Origin of the sequence: Labrys sp. 22185 (genome assembly GCF_052045555.1) — a bacterium.
Lineage (GTDB): Bacteria > Pseudomonadota > Alphaproteobacteria > Rhizobiales > Labraceae > Labrys > Labrys neptuniae.
In genome coordinates this window covers 1-16,697 of the sequence record NZ_JBQEPH010000027.1, presented here as the reverse complement: position 1 = coordinate 16,697, position 16,697 = coordinate 1, and the positions used below count along the sequence as shown (strand labels likewise).

18 protein-coding genes are annotated in these 16,697 nt (G+C 55.9%); 15 read left to right on the top strand and 3 right to left on the bottom strand.

All coding sequences use genetic code 11. From position 1 onward, the window contains the following. Positions 1-196: 196 nt before the first annotated feature. Complete coding sequence (locus ACTJKX_RS30635) at positions 197-694, top strand: Hsp20/alpha crystallin family protein (protein WP_367626958.1); 498 nt, start codon at positions 197-199, stop codon at positions 692-694. Between the two features lie 70 nt (positions 695-764). Next, complete coding sequence (locus tag ACTJKX_RS30630) at positions 765-1,412, top strand: BON domain-containing protein (protein ID WP_440727579.1); 648 nt, start codon at positions 765-767, stop codon at positions 1,410-1,412. 314 nt (positions 1,413-1,726) lie between these two features. On the opposite strand, the gene ACTJKX_RS30625 is transcribed toward ACTJKX_RS30630, so the two are convergent. Further along, entirely contained in the window at positions 1,727-2,560 is an 834-nt protein-coding gene (locus ACTJKX_RS30625) for a hypothetical protein (protein ID WP_440727578.1), read from the bottom strand. 333 nt (positions 2,561-2,893) lie between these two features. Here ACTJKX_RS30625 and ACTJKX_RS30620 point away from each other — a divergent pair, with 333 nt between their 5' ends. From ACTJKX_RS30620 to ACTJKX_RS30565, 12 genes are all read left to right on the top strand, one after another. Beyond that, entirely contained in the window at positions 2,894-3,280 is a 387-nt protein-coding gene (locus ACTJKX_RS30620) for a hypothetical protein (protein WP_367626960.1), read from the top strand. A 702-nt stretch (positions 3,281-3,982) separates the two neighbouring features. Next, positions 3,983-4,228 carry a DUF982 domain-containing protein gene (locus tag ACTJKX_RS30615; protein WP_394315140.1) on the top strand — a complete coding sequence of 82 codons (246 nt, stop codon included), beginning with the start codon at positions 3,983-3,985 and terminating at the stop codon, positions 4,226-4,228. Between the two features lie 365 nt (positions 4,229-4,593). Further along, on the top strand, positions 4,594-4,845 hold the full coding sequence (locus tag ACTJKX_RS30610) for a hypothetical protein (protein ID WP_311943081.1): 252 nt from the start codon (positions 4,594-4,596) through the stop codon (positions 4,843-4,845). 48 nt (positions 4,846-4,893) lie between these two features. Then, positions 4,894-5,091 carry a hypothetical protein gene (locus tag ACTJKX_RS30605; protein ID WP_311943083.1) on the top strand — a complete coding sequence of 66 codons (198 nt, stop codon included), beginning with the start codon at positions 4,894-4,896 and terminating at the stop codon, positions 5,089-5,091. Positions 5,092-5,345: 254 nt separating this feature from the next. Beyond that, positions 5,346-5,555, top strand: a complete 210-nt coding sequence (locus tag ACTJKX_RS30600) for a cold-shock protein (protein ID WP_311943085.1) — start codon at positions 5,346-5,348, stop codon at positions 5,553-5,555. 119 nt (positions 5,556-5,674) lie between these two features. Continuing rightward, the gene (locus ACTJKX_RS30595) at positions 5,675-5,932 is read left to right on the top strand and encodes a hypothetical protein (RefSeq protein WP_149249354.1); all 258 of its coding nucleotides are present in this window, start codon (positions 5,675-5,677) and stop codon (positions 5,930-5,932) included. A gap of 741 nt (positions 5,933-6,673) precedes the next feature. Further along, complete coding sequence (locus tag ACTJKX_RS30590; protein ID WP_440727577.1) at positions 6,674-7,624, top strand: class I mannose-6-phosphate isomerase; 951 nt, start codon at positions 6,674-6,676, stop codon at positions 7,622-7,624. Beyond that, positions 7,621-9,918 (top strand): glycosyltransferase family 4 protein, encoded by a 2,298-nt coding sequence (locus ACTJKX_RS30585; RefSeq protein ID WP_440727576.1) that lies wholly within the window; start codon positions 7,621-7,623, stop codon positions 9,916-9,918. Before ACTJKX_RS30590 ends, ACTJKX_RS30585 begins: the two co-directional genes overlap by 4 nt. A gap of 64 nt (positions 9,919-9,982) precedes the next feature. Next, positions 9,983-11,323: a glycoside hydrolase family 130 protein gene (locus ACTJKX_RS30580; RefSeq protein ID WP_394315145.1), complete on the top strand. Its 1,341-nt coding sequence runs from the start codon at positions 9,983-9,985 to the stop codon at positions 11,321-11,323. Positions 11,324-11,562: 239 nt separating this feature from the next. After that, positions 11,563-11,790, top strand: a complete 228-nt coding sequence (locus tag ACTJKX_RS30575; RefSeq protein ID WP_440727575.1) for a hypothetical protein — start codon at positions 11,563-11,565, stop codon at positions 11,788-11,790. 119 nt (positions 11,791-11,909) lie between these two features. After that, complete coding sequence (locus tag ACTJKX_RS30570; RefSeq protein ID WP_440727574.1) at positions 11,910-12,194, top strand: DUF1488 domain-containing protein; 285 nt, start codon at positions 11,910-11,912, stop codon at positions 12,192-12,194. After that, on the top strand, positions 12,194-13,000 hold the full coding sequence (locus tag ACTJKX_RS30565; RefSeq protein WP_311943097.1) for a transglutaminase-like domain-containing protein: 807 nt from the start codon (positions 12,194-12,196) through the stop codon (positions 12,998-13,000). The genes ACTJKX_RS30570 and ACTJKX_RS30565 overlap by 1 nt, the downstream gene beginning before the upstream one ends. A gap of 207 nt (positions 13,001-13,207) precedes the next feature. On the opposite strand, the gene ACTJKX_RS30560 is transcribed toward ACTJKX_RS30565, so the two are convergent. Together ACTJKX_RS30560 and ACTJKX_RS30555 are read right to left on the bottom strand one after the other, a co-directional pair. After that, entirely contained in the window at positions 13,208-13,471 is a 264-nt protein-coding gene (locus ACTJKX_RS30560; RefSeq protein WP_311943099.1) for a hypothetical protein, read from the bottom strand. Positions 13,472-13,873: 402 nt separating this feature from the next. Further along, entirely contained in the window at positions 13,874-14,113 is a 240-nt protein-coding gene (locus tag ACTJKX_RS30555; RefSeq protein ID WP_440727573.1) for a hypothetical protein, read from the bottom strand. A gap of 752 nt (positions 14,114-14,865) precedes the next feature. Between ACTJKX_RS30555 and groL the strand changes: the two genes are divergently transcribed. After that, positions 14,866-16,488: a chaperonin GroEL gene (gene groL, locus ACTJKX_RS30550; RefSeq protein ID WP_440727572.1), complete on the top strand. Its 1,623-nt coding sequence runs from the start codon at positions 14,866-14,868 to the stop codon at positions 16,486-16,488. Positions 16,489-16,697 lie beyond the last annotated feature (209 nt).

Below are 16,697 nucleotides of genomic sequence, written 5' to 3'. Positions count from 1 at the left end.
CGACGGGACAGCCACATCTGAGGCGGTCTGTGAGCTGATATGCGATCCGGACGTGTTCGCGGGCGTCAATAAGACAAGTAATTGCATAAGACTTTACCTCTTGCGCCTATCGTTTTGACAGAAATCAACGCGCTCATTCTCGGAATGTGATGGACTCCATTTACTGGCACCCCGCCAGGATCAATGGAGGCCAAATATGAGTGACAAGGTTCCGAATCCGCTTGGTTCACCTGGCGTGAACTCCGCACCGAGCAGTCTCTTCACTTCCTTGCAAACCGAGGTCAACCGCCTGTTCAACGACTTCGGTTCGGGGTTCCCCAATTTCAGGCAATCCCTTTGGACCGGCCTGCCGACAAACGCCGACCTTTCCCCGCGCATGGATGTCGCCGAGACCGACCAGGCAATCGAACTCACCGCCGAATTGCCGGGGCTTCAGGAAAAGGACATCGAGGTGACTCTCACGGACAATGTCCTGACCATTCGTGGTGACAAGAAGTCCGAGAGGGACGAAACCAACAAGAACTATCATCTCGTCGAACGTCGCTACGGCTCCTTCGCCCGCCGCATGGAGCTGCCGCCAGGAATCGACCCATCGAAGATCGATGCCAAATTCTCGAACGGCGTATTGGTGGTGACCGTGCCCAAGTCTTCGCCGAGCGTCGCCCGGAAGATCGACGTCAAGAACGCTGCGTGAGTGCCGCTCCCGAGCGGCCCGCGCGTTTGTTTCTGGCATTTCGTACGACAAGTAAAAATGGAGAGAAACGATGAATGACAAGGTCTTGCGTCAATCGATCATCGACGCCCTCGACTTCGATCCAAGCATTGACGCCGCTCGTATTGGTGTTGCCGTCGACAATGGCATCGTCACGCTGAGCGGCCATGTCGGCAGTTATGCCGAGAAGATCGCGGCCGAAACATTGGCTCGCCGCATCAAAGGCGTCCGTGCGATAGCCGAGGAAATCGAGGTCCGCTACCCGGACCACAAGAAGACAGCCGACGACCAGATCGCATCGAGGGCCGTCTCAGTCATCTCGTGGGATGCCATGGTCCCCGAGGGGGTCGTCAAGGTGAAGGTCGAGAAGGGCTGGGTCACCCTTGCGGGCACCGTCGACTGGCAGTTTCAGCGAGAAGCCGCCTATCGGGCAGTTCGCAAGCTCTCCGGCGTGCTCGGCATCACCAACAGCATTGAAGTCAAGGCCCGCGTGCAAATTCCCGACGTCCAGGCCAAGATCCTGGCCGCGCTCAAACGGGATGCCGAGTTCGAGGCCGACGGGATCAAGGTGAATGTCATCGGCGACAAGGTGATCCTCGACGGCAAGATCAAGGCGTGGCATGAGCGGCAGGTTGCCGAACGCGCAGCGTGGTCAGCGGCCGGCGTTCGCAGCGTCGAAGACAATCTGCGCGTCGCCTGACGACAGTCACAATACCAGTATCTTGCCTTAGACCTCCTGAAAGATCACGTCCGTCTCCTTCATCGGGATGAATTCCCTGAGGAAGTTGGACGTGATCCTGCCGTTTCGGCTCGAGGGTATGGAAAATCTGATGGTCCGGACCGGCCTGCAAAGCATGGGCATCGTCACTCGGGCTTTGATATCTCCTCTCGCGAGTTGACCGTATTGGCCACAGCTGGAGCCGGTGCAGCGGTATGGCTGAACCACGCTGGTACTCGAGGAGAGGGGTCGAGCTCTATTCGACCGGAATTGGCCAGGGACTTCGGGAGAGAATTTCAATTGCTGAGCAAGAGGCAGATAGGGCATTTCTTGAGCATGTCGTGCGTTTCCCCGCCAATCGTCCAATCATGCAGGCGGGCATGAATCCGAGCCCCCATAACGATGAGGCCGGTTTGGTGCGCCTTGGCAAAATCTGTGATTTGCCTCGAAATTGAGCGCCCATCGTCCTCAATGATCACCGATCGGGAAATGATGCCGTGATGCGCCAGAAAGCACTCCACGTCGCTCGTTTGTTGCAGTGCTGTCAGACGTTGGTCTCCTTCCACAATATTGATGACGCTCACATTTTTCGATTTGCTCAGCAAGGGTAAAGCATCGAGCACGGCACGGCGAGCCTCACGGCAATCCTTCCAGGCAATCACGGCATGCGAGCCGAGGAGACTGGTCTTGACCGATACCGGCACCACCAGCACGGGGCGCCCTGCGTAGACGATCAGCTTGGCCGGATCGATGGCATGATGTGGCGAAACGTCGTTCCCCATCCGACCGGCCAGAATGATATCGGCGGCCCGCCCCTCGCTAGCCACGAAATCGTTTGGATTGTCGATGGAACTCCGCCATTCAAGGCGGCATTCATGGGCCTGCGCGACACGATGGAATAGGTCCTTCGCACAACGCAGATCCGCTTCGGCGTGGTCGAGATAGGGGCTCATATCCAGGCTGATGGTAGCCGGCCCCTTTTCGGGCAGCACGACCCGCGGTTGCGCGGCGCTTGCCGACACCCCGATAAGCCTGGCCTCGAAATGTCGCGCGACTTCGCAGGCAAGATCGACGCGAGCAGTATTGTAGCCGCCAGTATCGACATAAACCATGACCGCCGAGTACCTCATCGAACCTTGCTCCTTGCCGGCAAACTCTTAATATAGCTCGAGCGCCGATCCGAGCATTGACAGGCATCAAGAGAAAAAGCGTACATTTTGGACAAAGAGTAGTTCAGCGAATTTCGGAATAGAACACCAAATCGAGCAAGCAGACAAAGGCGACAAGAACTACCTGCCACAAGACCGCGTAGGGCCTGTGAAATCGATGCAAGCCGGAAGAGCATCGTTCCGCTTGTTTCCGGACTCGCGATCTGGCTTCGCTCTTTATTCCTTGGGGTTGATCACCCCCTCCAGCTTTCCTAATGAATCTAGCCTTCCACCACTTCATATTGATGCGGATCAATGCGGCGGCTGTTGCAAGCAGCGATATTCAACGTTGCTCAGTTATCATGGAGCGACGATATCGTTCGACTGAAACGGCTGCCAATTGTGGAGAGTCAAACCATGGGCGAAACAAAGAAGAAGATCTATGAAGCCTTGGTCGCTGGGGCCACGAGCGGCCTGCACAGCGCGCCACTCTTTGCCTATGTTGCCAACAAGAATCCAAAATCGGACAACAAGCGGATCATCCAGGCTGCGTTTCATGCACTGCGTGACCCACACCTGACGAATCCAAGCGTCCTCAAAGCAATTTGTTCTCTTGCGGCGGAACGCCGGCTGATCGAACTGGGACTTGAACCTACGCCCACGAGACCACGACACAAGAAAAATAGCCCTCAGCCTTGCTGAGGAACTCGCTTTACAGCGAACCAGCGAGACTATCTGAACCATCAACGGAGCATTGCGTATGTGGGCATGCTTCCGTCGGGGTTGGAGATTCCGAATGCAAACACCACCCGAGCTGTTAGACCCAGACGGTAATTGATTTATGACAGAATTGGTTGCGGGGGCAGGCAACGAAGCCTTGCGCCAAAGCACGCCAGGGTATCCGAAGCTGCTCTTTCCCTCGACAGGTTACGATATAGGCGATTGGCCGAACCGGCCCCATCATAGCCGTCTCTAGCTACAGCGCTCGCCACACATCAGCGATCGCCCGTGGCGACCGCGGGAATAGGGTCCCACTCGGATGCCTAGTCACAGCAAATGGCATATTGATGTCCCGAAGGGCGGCGCAGCGCCCATGCCCATGCCGATGCCAGCTAAATAAGTTCGAACACGATCTATTTCCATGCTAGGATATGTGCATGATGGAACGCTGCGCTCTTCGAGCGGCCGATGATATTAAGCTGATCGCGCTTGACCTTTTCACGAACATTTCTACACCAATACACAACCGAAACTGAAAGTTTTCGAGGATTATCAAGCGTATTATCTTCACGAAACTCTAAAAGTGATCGCCGCTGAGCGCCGATCCGAAGTCAAATTACGTTAGACCACCGCACATGTTATAACCACCAGGCTATTTTCTGTGTGATGGATAAGAGGGATATTATGGACACCCTACCTTGGAGTCGACCGGTCCAGTCCGAGACCGATGTCGGCCGCCACCGCGTGCTCGTTTCGACCGAGGAGGCATCCCACTATCTGCTGAACAACTGGTCCTCCATACCCGGACCGAGGTTCTTCGACGCTAAAAGTGCCTGCCTCGATGTGATGGCGGGCATGGGTGAACCCGATGATGCCCGAGCCGCCTTCATTGCAGCGTGCGAGGAAGCCCATGTGCATTTGATGCAGTGATGGGGAAACCGCGCACTGTTTGGTGATCTGTTCCGTCGGGAGGGGAAACAGCAGCCAGCGATGAGGCAGGGTCATGGCCCGCGAAGATGAAGCTGGCGCTTGGTGGAATGCGTGTGCTTCGACGACATCATGGCGGACCGAGTTCACACCAGGCTCAGCACCGATACAGAGCCAAACCTTCCCGCCTCGGTCGCTTGCGGAAGACCAAGGTCGTGGCGCGCGCTGGAGCAAAGCGCGTTCAGGCGTGAGTCGGTCTCATCGCAAAACGCTTTAGGCAGAGAATGCCCCTGGCGCGCGCAGGGCCCGCTTCATTGCTTCCCGCAGATCTGATTCATCGCCGGCTATCGCAAAACAGGAGAATTGAGATGGATGAACGTCGCGAGCTTTATAGAAGCCCGAATGGTGATGTCTGGTATCTCGGTCGAGACCCTTCGGACGGGATGGCCGTCATCATTCATCAAGCCAATGGCCCTTCCGGCTCCGCGATTTCCTTTGTCGCCTTGCGCGACTTCCTCAGAACCGGTGCCAACGGTCCGGAGCATCAGGCTTTGCTGCGACTCATAGCGACACTTGTGCAAACGCCTCCCTTTGCTGATCGGGGTGATACCGAGCGGTAGGTGGCCCTTCCAGCGCATTGATAACAGAAACACTGGAAGGAAGAAGCGATGTCCAAAAACCTCTCTGATCCTGTCGAACGCATCTGTCGCCTGATGTGCCGAATGGAGGGGCATGAGGAACTGGTCGGATTTGAGGGCGAGCCCATGTGGGAATCCTTCCGGGAGGACGTGACGCAGATACTTGCCGAGCTTCGCGACGGGGACACATTGCCGAGTGGACTATGCGTCTTTAAAATCGACAAATGACCGTCTCGTACTTTCGCAAAGCGACATGATAATTTTGGAAATTCCTGAGATATTTTCGAAGAAAATTTTAAAATTATTATCTGCCTTGCCATAGTCACATTTAAAGATTATTGTTATTTTTATCGATGCTGTTGCCGATCTTTTTCTGCGCTTTTGGCGCCGACGATTTTCCTCTCCAAAAATCGATCAAAACTTCCTCGCCGAGCACATTGTTCGGTAGGTTATTTATTGCGAACGATTAAAAGGAAATCGTCATGAATACTGGAACTGTAAAGTTCTTCAACACGGTCAAGGGCTTTGGCTTTATCCAGCTCGATGCTGGGGGCCCCGATGTGTTCGTTCACATTTCGGCTGTCGAGCGAGCGGGAATGCACACGATCGTAGAGGGGCAGAAGCTCTCCTTCGATGTCGTAACCGATCGCCGCAATGGAAAAAGTGCAGCCGAGAACCTTCAAGCTGCGTGAGAATATGGCGCGTCTGGTCTTTGACCACGGATGTACTGGCACTGGCCATGGCTGCGCGATGAGAAGGTCGGGTTCGCCCGACCTTTTTTATTATGGTGACTTGCGAGAAGATTGCCGAAATGACGACATTGGATTTTGCGACGCCCGCAGCGGTGTATGAGCAGATATCTGGAGCCTCTCGCTCAATGCGAGGCAGGGCACCCCAGAAGTATCGTCGGTTCGAAAATCTCGCGCTCGCCGTTCAGTTTGCAGTCGAGAAATCGCTGGTGGAGTTACGAACGCTCATGATCGAAACCGATGATGGCGATTACACCGGCCCCGAGATCCGATCCCTCTACGACCACAACAATTATCCGCTGCGCAGAGCGGCCAGCTGAGACGTTTCCGAAGAATAGGTGGTTTGAGGAATCTTCTAAATCGGAAGCCAAAAATGTCTTGTGCTCGCGCTGGCGGGTAACGCGCCCAAACTGGTCTCCGCTGCAAAAACTGGTGACGCAGCACGTCACCTCCGGATCGCTCATACCTATGGACAGCGCCCTCAGTAATTGAAGGCCCAAAATCATAAGGCATTCTTGTTCAATGTCAACGTATTTTTGTAAACTTAAACTATAAAATAAAAATACATGCCTTTGATCTTTTTATTTCGAAGATCATACCCATGTAAACGTCGGCAAGTGTTATTGAAATTTTACGTCTATTTTTTTGGAATCCTATATTCTATTACAAAAACCATTCTTAAAAATTCGACGTATATTATCATTATCGTCTTTATAAACCCTAAAATCGTGGAACTTCGTGTTTCTGCACAGCACAATTTCCAAATGCAACAGATAGAGAGGAACAGCATGGCCAAGGGGCAGAAACGCGGCAATCGGGAAACTCGCAAGCCAAAGACCGCCAAGTCGACGGCTCCTGTCGCGGCGACTTCGTCACTGACACGCGGGACGCTGACACCCGTCGGCATGATCCTTCCAAAAAAGAGGAAATAACCCGGCCAAACGCAGCCTCTGTTCTCGACAGCAATGCAGGAGAGCGTGCTCGACATGCTGGCGCGAGGATCGAGACGTTAAGACCATTCTTCACCTCCGGTAGCACCCGCTGGTGCAAACGAGGAGATCATGATGGCAATTGAACAGGCCGACATACGTGTCGTGCGCAAGCCGTGGGGAAGTACGGACCTGCTGCCTTGGAGCGATATTCAGGACGATAGCGGTGCTATCGGGGAGCTATGGTGCCAGCGACCCGGCGCCAGTGCGATTGAGCCGGCACTACTCCTCAAACTGCTTTTCACCACCCAACCTCTTTCCATCCAGGTGCATCCTGACGACGCCTTCGCGCAATCGATTGGCCTCAAACATGGCAAGACCGAAGCCTGGTACATTCTGTCGGCCAGTCCGGACGCCTGCGTGGCTCTTGGCTTGAAGCGTCATCTCGATGCAACACAACTCAGGGCATCAATCGAGGATGGCTCGATATCGCAGCTGGTAAAGTGGCGCAGCGTCCAGAAGGATGACGTCATCTTCGTTCCTGCGGGCACGATCCATACGATAGGTGCCGGCATCGTACTTGCAGAGATTCAACAAAGAAGCGATACGACATTTCGCCTCTTCGATTACGGGCGCCAGCGCCGGCTCGATGTGGACGATGCGGTGGCATCCTCCAATCGCGAGGATCCCGCACCACAACCCATCGCGGACAGCTTATCGGACACCAGAACATTGCTGGTTGCCGATGCTCATTTCATCCTCGAACGCATCGATCTTGCTGCCAATACTCAATGGGAAATGAAAGTTGAACAGGAGACATGGCTGTTCGTGCTCGATGGCCATGCCCAAATCGGCTGGATGAACGCCGGCATCGGGAAAGCGTTTTTTCTGGACGCCGCTGACGCTCGCATCGGTGTCGGTCCGGGCGGGCTAAGCGGCCTTGTGGCCTATCCAGGCCCTCGACCGCAGGCAGATCTACTCAGGCTTGTCGACTCTGTCCCCGCAGATGGGCCGCGCTCCGATTTTCTCCATCCCGCGATCGTTCCCCGCGCTGCCGTGCAGAGAAAGGAGATACGGGTATGACATCGTTGAACCGTGTAGCCTTTATCGGAAACTCCCTGCCCCGCCAGTGCGGCATCGCGACCTTCACGACCGACCTGCAGCAAGCGGTGGCGACGTCACGCCCCGACCTCGATACGTCGATTGTTGCAATGACCGATCACGGCCAGCGTTACATTTATCCACCGAGCGTCAAGCTGCAGATCCGCGACGACAGACTGGACGATTATGTCGAAGCGGCTGACTTCCTCAACAGCGGGCATGTCGAGGCCGTCTGCCTTCAACACGAATTCGGTATCTTTGGTGGCCCAGCCGGCGGTCATGTCACGACTCTACTTTCGCGTTTGACCATGCCGATCATCACCACGCTTCATACCGTCTTGGCCAAGCCGAGTTCGGAGCAGCGCAGTGTGCTCGTCAAGGTTGTCGATACCTCGTCGAAGGTCATTGTCATGGCCGAGAAGGGGCGTGATCTGCTGCGCCATGTCTACGAGGTGGCGGATGAAAAGATCGAGATCATTCCTCATGGGATTCCAGACTTTGCCTTTGTCACGCCGGATCGGGCCAAGGCCAAGCTAGGCTTCGCCGGCAAAGCCGTCATTCTGACCTTCGGCCTGCTTTCTCCCAATAAGGGCATCGAAACCATGATCGATGCCATGCCCTCCATCCTGAAAAGCCGGCCGGACGCAGTCTATGTGGTCCTGGGCGCGACCCACCCCAATCTGGTGCGGACCGACGGGGAAGGCTATCGCCAGAGTCTGATGGAGCGGGCGCAAGATCTGGCGATCGAGAAACATGTAGTGTTCCTCGACCGGTTCGTCGACAAGCCGACTCTGCTCGCCTTCATTGCGATGTGCGATGTCTATGTCACGCCCTACCTCAATGAGGCGCAAATGACATCGGGCACCCTCGCCTACAGTTTCGGGCTCGGCAAGGCAGTGGTATCCACGCCCTATTGGCACGCCCAGGAATTGCTCGCCGATGGCCGTGGCATCCTTGTGCCATTCGGCGATTCCTCCGCGATCGGCAGCGCCATTGGAGGGCTGCTCACCAATGATGACGAGCGCCAGGCGATGCGTGAGCGGGCCTATGCCAGCAGCCGATCGATGACGTGGGACCGCACCGCCGAACGATACCTTGGCGTTTTCGAAAAGGCCGTTCGCGCGCAACGGAGCAAACTGCCTCATAAGGCGCGCCGGCAGATAGACCACCGCCTGTTCGCCCGAGACATCGAAGCCTCGCCATCGATGGAACTCGGCCATTTCCTGTCGATGTGCGATGATACCGGGCTTTTCCAGCACGCCATTCACTGTGTCCCGGATCGCGATCACGGCTATTGTGTCGACGACAACGCCCGCGCGCTGCTGCTCGCCTGCGCACTCAACAGCCCAGGTGAGTTGCGTTTGTCGGAAGCCTTGACCGCTCGTTTCGCTGCCTTTGTCCAGCATGCCTGGAACCCCGGCACGAGGCGCTTTCGCAACTTCATGAGTTTCGACCGCCGCTGGCTCGAGGATAGTGGCTCGGAAGACAGCCACGGGCGGACTCTGTGGGCTCTGGGACGCTGCGCCCGCAGCGACGCCAATGCGTCGCGGCAGCGCTGGGCCGCATCCTTGTTCGCACAGGCCCTGGATGCGGTCGAAAGCTTCACCTCGCCCCGGGCCTGGGCGTTTGCATTGCTGGGTCTCGACGATTACTGCGCGGTAGCCGGAGGCAACGCCGCGGCCTTGCGCTTGCGTACGCTGCTCGCCGACAGATTGATTTCACTTCTGTCGAAGGTCGAGACAGCCGACTGGATCTGGTTCGAGGAGGGTCTTTCCTATGACAATGCCCGCCTGTCGCAGGCCTTGATAGTGACAGGCCACTCGGTTCGAAATTCTGTCTATGTCGACGCGGGCCTGCGCTCCCTGCGCTGGCTGACGCAATTGCAGATCGGACCGACTGGCTGTTTCCGGCCGGTCGGCACGAGGGGGTTTGGGGAAGCCCGCACCCTGCCCCATGCCTTCGACCAGCAACCAGTGGAAGCCACAGCCATGATTTCGGCCTGCATCTCGGCCTGGCGATCGACGAATGACGTGCGCTGGCAGGCTGATGCGACCCGCATCTTTGCCTGGTTCCTGGGTAGCAACGATCTATTGGAGTCCTTGGTCGATCTACAAGACGGCAGTTGCTGCGATGGGCTGCATCCTGACCGCGTCAATGAAAATAGGGGCGGCGAATCCGTCCTGTCCTATTTGAGCAGCCTTGCGGAAATCCACCAGTTGGCACGCGAAAACAGCGAGGGCATGAAGGTCAGACCCGTTCGAGCGCTTCATGTTTGAGTTCATTGGCGAGTTTCAGCGAATACCAAGGTCGGTTTTGGGCAGGGGAGTTGGAAAGATCTCTATGAATGACGATCCAGACCTGCCGACCCATGTCGAGGATGTTCTGTCGCAGAACCCTCTAATAAACCGGCAGGATGTCTATCTACGCCCGAATCCGGCGAGAGTGATCGTGCGCCCATTCAAGCCAGCAACGGAGCCGCGGGATCTCAGTCCGGTGGACAAGACCCGGGCGAACCACATCGTCGATCGTGTTCTGGCTCTCAGTCCGGAAGAGGCTGAACGAGAACTCGCCGACGTTCTAGCCAATTTCCAGTCCCGGCATCGTAATCTTCTGGGCTCAATGCAGGCTCGCGCCGACGAGATGGAAGATGCCTTTGCGTCGCATACGGATTTCACCGCAACGCAACGTCTGCTGGTGGGTGCCTATTTTCTCAATGAGTACTCTTTCGAAGCGTCAGCTTTGTTCAATCCGAGCATTGTCCTCGATCCGAACCAGTCTGGCGCGCCCGAGGGCGGACACCGCTTCATCTTGAGCCTGCGTGCTGTCGGAGAAGGACATATTTCCTCACTCACCTTTCGATCGGGAACCATCACGGCCGACGGTACTGTAACCGTCCAGCCTGCCGCCCGCCTCGCCTCCCTTCCCAAAGTGCAACACAGGACATCGGGCCCGGATGGTGATGAGGTCGTGGTCGGCTTCGACCCTGCGGACGAAATCAGTGAAAGGGTGATCTTTCCGGTCACGATCGCGCAGTCGAACGGCATCGAAGACGCTCGCTTCGTGAAATTCGATGATGGCGGCAAGGACATTTTCTATGCGACCTACACGGCCTACAGCGGTCAGGCGATACGCTCCGAGTTGATCGAGACCACGGATTTCGTTTCGTTTCGAATGACGCCACTAAGAGGAGCCGCTGCCCGCAACAAGGGCATGGCGTTGTTCCCGCGCAAGATCGATGGCCATTACGCCATGATCACTCGGCAAGACAATGAGAACCTGTATCTGATCTATTCCGACGATCTTTATGCCTGGGATGGCGGCAAGGCCATCGTGAAGCCGCATTTTCCCTGGGAGTTCGTTCAGATAGGCACCTGCGGTTCCCCTATCGAACTCGACGAAGGCTGGCTGCTGCTGACCCATGGCGTCGGTCCGATCCGAAAATATTCCATCGGAGCGGTTCTCCTGGACAAGCAAGACCCATCGAAGATTCTGGCGCGATCGAGCCAGCCGCTGATCCGCCCCAATCCGTCCGAGCGCGAGGGGTACGTGCCCAATGTCGTTTATACATGCGGCGCGATGCGGCATGGAAATAAGATCATACTGCCCTATGCCGTGTCCGATACCTTCTGTCATATCTCGACGATACTGATCGCGGACCTGATATCGAGCTTGACATTTTGAAATCTTTTCGGGTCACCCCTGCAAGTTAAGACCGTTCAGTATCTGGGACCAACGAAACATTTGAACCAGCATTTTTCGTATACTGATCTTCTATGCAATGTTTATAACGAGATTAGTTTAGAAAAGTTTTCAAATAAGCGAGTTATCTGCAATTAAAGAACGATATTATCTACAGAATTATGTATCATATTCGATAGAAACAGGGCCAAATTCCTATCAAATTGCGCGGAGCGATGGCAATGAAGATGGTGATAGATTTTTATCGTGTCCGTCTGGCGGACGATGCGCACGCAGTCGTCGGCCGTGAAACTGTCGACGCCGCTGGTGTTGATGATGCGATCGCGATCGCGCGTCAGCTTTGGCATACCCTCGACATGCCGCAGCAGCCCGATGCCCTATCCATCAGCGATTGTGCGGGAAATCGCCTCTATTCGTACAGTCTCGGCGCCGTCGACGGTTCTGGATGAAAGCCTGGTGCCATGAATCGTCCACAGCGACGAAAATGCGTTAAACTGGGGAGTTGGAGCAAAGTGCGACCCGTGAAAACCGTATTTCGTTCGGGGCCTGCCAGAATGGGCTGGCAATCATGACACTGGCCTTTCCCAACCCAAGCCGTAGCTTCGACGATGGGCGAAACGCGGTCCGATTCTTCGGCTATGATGGCATGTTCGAAATAAGATTCTTTGTCGAGGCTGATGCGCTCGTCAAACTGGGCACGATGGCAGGCGGATCAGCGACATCGGAAGCGGCGTGCCTTTCAGCTTTCGATGCCTCGCGTGCATCCATCTATGATGTCGCCCGCGAGGCCTATTCTCACGATCACCTCAACTCCTACACGCTGACCGTCTCCGATTTCCGATCGGCGGTCTGATGTTGATTCGCTACGGCTATGAGATCGCCTTGAACTGCCCGCAACCGACCGCCTTGGTCTGCCTGATGTCTGTCCACGAGGATCGTGCGGCCGATGTTCGGGCCTCAGAAACGATCTTCACCACGCCACATGTCGAACTTTCGACCTATCTCGATCTGTTTGGTAATCGCTGCCGTCGGCTTACCGCTCCAAGGGGTGACCTGACCATCTGGGGCGATGCCACGATCGAGGATGACGGCAAGCCAGACAAAGTGCTGTCGTCTGCCCGGGAGTTGCCGGTGCCGGAGCTGCCAGATGATTGCCTTGCCTACCTCATGGGCAGCCGCTACTGCGAAACGGACCGCCTCAGCCAGGCCGCCTGGGATATGTTCGGCACGATCGCTCCCGGCTGGGGCCGCGTGCAGGCGATCTGCGACTTCGTTCATGGCCACATCCGCTTTGATTACATGCAGGCCCGTTCGACGCGAACGGCTTTCGAGGTTTTCCATGAGCGCATCGGCGTCTGTCGCGACTTCGCGCATCTGGCGGTAACCCTCTGCCGCTGCCTCAATATTCCCGCGCGCTACGTCAACGGCCATCTGGGTGACATCGGTGTCCCCGTCGTCGACCCCATGGACTTCAGCGCCTGGATAGAGGTGTTCCTAGGCGGGGCATGGCATACGTTCGATCCGCGAAACAATGTTCCCCGGATTGGACGGATCGTGGTTGCTCGCGGCCGGGATGCTGCCGATGTCCCTCTCATCAACTCGTTCGGCCCACATGTCCTGACGTCGTTTCGGGTCTGGACATACGAGGTAGCAACGTAAAATGGCTCGGTTGCCCCCATTTGGCTCCGATTTGCAGCACAGGCTGACTTGCGTGAGCCCAACCGATGACGCCTACGCAAGCATCTCCTGTAGCATCTGACCGGCTTCAGAAACGGGCCTGATGCCGTAAGTTTTGTAGTCGCGCCGTTTTTGCCGAAAGCCGGAGTCCAGATTTCGGCATGATGCTCCAACCAATTTCAGCCATTGCTAGATGATCGTGGAGTCCTGTTCGAGCATGGCGTCGAACGTGGCGGGTGTGATGCGGGCCACCTGGATCGAGGTTTGTGGCTGTGAGAGTGCCGGCAGGTGAAAAAGAGCCGCGACGCGTCGATAGGCCAGAAATGACACGCCCTCGATCAACTCCTCGTCGATGTCGACTCTGTACGTTCCCGGCAGCTGATATTCCTTGAAGCCGTCGAGGTGGAATGGCTTGGTGAAAGTCACCGTCGAACGCGTCGTACGGACATTCATCGCACCTCTCCCTTATTGGTGGCTAGTTTCCGCTCTCGGCTCCTGCGAGAACGGGAGGACTTTCGTTCTGCCGCCGCGCCTGCAAGGTAGGCCTGGATGGCTGACTGCATGCGCTCACGCCAGACCGAGATGGGCATCGTAAGCGTGGCGACGGCATGGTCGGGGAAATAGCCGATCTTGGGCTGGAGCATGGCGATAACCGCCTTTTCAAGAAGGGTACATCCGGGGCTGTTCACGGCTTGGTTCCTCCCATCGTCCCTGGAGCATTTTGTAGAACAGGGGATAGATTTATTGGCCAATAAAGTGAGTTAAAACAGAGATTTACAGGAGATCTCCATTCAAGCGGGCCGCATTGCTCCAACACTGCCGCCTTTGCCTCTGACGGCACCCGGTTGGGGGCGTTCATTCGACGACAGTTGTTCGGATTGCCCAAGGAAAGGAGTGAAATGGGCGAAAGGCCCCTTCGTCGTCCAGGTCTCTTGTCAGGATGGCTTGGAATATTTCCTGTTCGAGCAAATCTCGCTGAACCTGCAAGGAAAGCCTGTCGGGAGCCACCCGCATAGCACCTCCTTCATTCTCCCAATTGGCGATCGCTTTGTCGGAGCCATCGTCGAATGGTGACTTGAAAAGAACTTGTCGCATCGAGACCTCCTCACGCGGCGAAGCAAATGTCCGCAACGCGTCCTTCGCCTGGGCTTCGGCGACACGCCAGAAGCGATATCGCGGCTCGCAAGACGCTTCGATAAGGTCATGGGACCATGGCCTTGCGCGTAGCGTCTGCGATGTCGCGACATCCGCTCGGCAACCGCGAGGTGCGCCAATCACCGCCGGATGGATACTATTCCATGGCGTATCCAGACACAATTTCGCGTCTGAATATTGCAAATATTCAAATAAAATCTTTTCATGAAGATCTTAATTTTTAAATCTTTCGTAGTTTTCTTCTGCCAATTAAAACGTATTATACTCTGTATTTTCTTTGATGGCAAGAATTATTTTTTAACATATACGAAGTTCGTGTTAGAATTTTGTAATCAAATGGACTTGAATTTTCTTTGGTCGTCGAGACAGGGGGTGATTTTTATTTTCTGACACTCATGTCCTTTGAGTGCCAAAGAGTGTATAAGAGATGGGTGGTGTGTGGACGCGCCGAGCACTGAAAAAGTGCACATCAAAGACATTCGGCCTCAGGCAGATCGAGCTGTTGTCGGTCGCCTCAGCGATGGGACGAGGTCACTACTTCGAAACGGCAGAGCAGACGCGGGGGCAAGGCGATCCCGAGCATGGGAGAGCAACGTCATTGCCGTCTCGACAAACGAAGGCCGCCGCCGGGTGGGCCCTAAACGCCTTGCCTGCCTTTGCCTTTCACACGCAACAAAGACCGGAGTTCAACCATGCCCGTCAAAGATGTCAGATTCTCCAGCGATGCCCGTGATCGCATGTTGCGCGGCGTGGAGATCCTCAACAATGCCGTCAAGGTCACGCTTGGCCCCAAAGGGCGCAACGTGATCATCGATCGCCCCTACGGTGCGCCTCGCATCACCAAGGATGGCGTGACTGTCGCCAAGGAAATCGATCTCGTCGACAAATTCGAGAACATGGGCGCCCAGCTCGTGCGTGAGGTGGCTTCGAAGACCAATGATCTTGCTGGCGATGGAACGACGACTGCGACCGTGCTGGCCGCCTCCATTTTCCGGGAAGGTACGAAATTCGTCGCCGCCGGTATGAATCCGATGGATCTCAAGCGCGGCATCGACATGGCCGTGCTTGCCGTGGTGAAGGATATCGAGGCAAGAGCCCAGAAGGTTCGATCCTCGGATGAAATCGCCCAAGTCGGCACTATCGCGGCCAATGGCGACGCTTCGATCGGCAAAATGATCGCCAAGGCGATGAAGAAGGTCGGCAATGAAGGCGTCGTCACGGTGGAGGAGGCCAAAAGCGCCGAAACCGCGCTCGATGTCGTCGAAGGCATGCAGTTCGACAGGGGCTATCTCTCGCCTTATTTCATCACGAATGCCGAGAAGATGTCGGTGGATCTGGAGGATGCCTACCTCCTGATCCACGAGAAGAAGCTGACGAACGTCCAGACTCTTTTGCCGCTCCTGGAAGCGGTGGTACAGACCGGTAAGCCTCTTCTGATCATCTCGGAGGATGTCGAGGGCGAAGCTCTTGCAACGCTCGTCGTCAACAAACTGCGCGGCGGCTTGAAGGTCGCTGCGGTGAAAGCGCCGGGCTTCGGCGATCGGCGCAAGGCCATTCTCGCGGATATTGCCACGCTGACGGGCGGGCAGCTCATCTCCGACGATCTTGGCATCAAGCTTGAGAATGTCACGATCGACATGCTCGGCCGCGCCAAGCGCCTGCACATCGACAAGGACAGCACGACCGTCATCGATGGCGCCGGCGACAAGAAGGACATCGCCGCCCGCGTTCAACAGCTGAAGAGCCAGATCGGAGAGAGCGATTCCGATTACGACAAGGAGAAGCTGCAGGAACGCCTCGCCAAGCTATCGGGCGGTGTGGCTGTCATTCGCGTCGGCGGCGCGACCGAGGTCGAAGTCAAGGAAAAGAAGGATCGCATCGAGGACGCACTTAATGCGACCCGAGCGGCGATCCAGGAGGGCATCGTCCCCGGGGGCGGACTCGCCTTGCTACGAGCCAAGACAGCTCTCTACAATATTACCTCGGACAATCCCGATGTCAGGGCAGGCATTGCCATCGTCATGCGAGCGCTCGAAGCGCCAATCCGGCAGATCGTCGAGAATTCCGGCGTCGAGGGGTCGACGGTGGTCGGCAAGCTTGTAGAAGCCAACAATGCCAATCTTGGCTTCGACGCCCAGACCGAGCGCTATGTCGACATGCTGGAGGCCGGCATCATCGACCCGGCCAAAGTGGTACGGGCAGCCTTGCAGGATGCGGGCTCAGTCGCGGCACTGATGATCACCACCGAGGCGATTATCGTGTCCTCGGGATCAGACAGTGCCGGCTCCATGCCCAATGGAGAAATGGGGTATTGATGAGATACCCCCCACGGTTACTCAATACCCATAAAACTAAAGTATAATAATAAATACAAATAGGTGAATTAGCTAAAAAATAATAGATTCATCAATTCAAGTCCAAGCTTTTTACTGTAGGAGGATAAGATGACAAATGTCGAGCTGATAAAAGTCGAGGAACAGGGGAGCGGTCGCCTTCTGTTCAGCGTTCGAGTCCCTACTGCCGC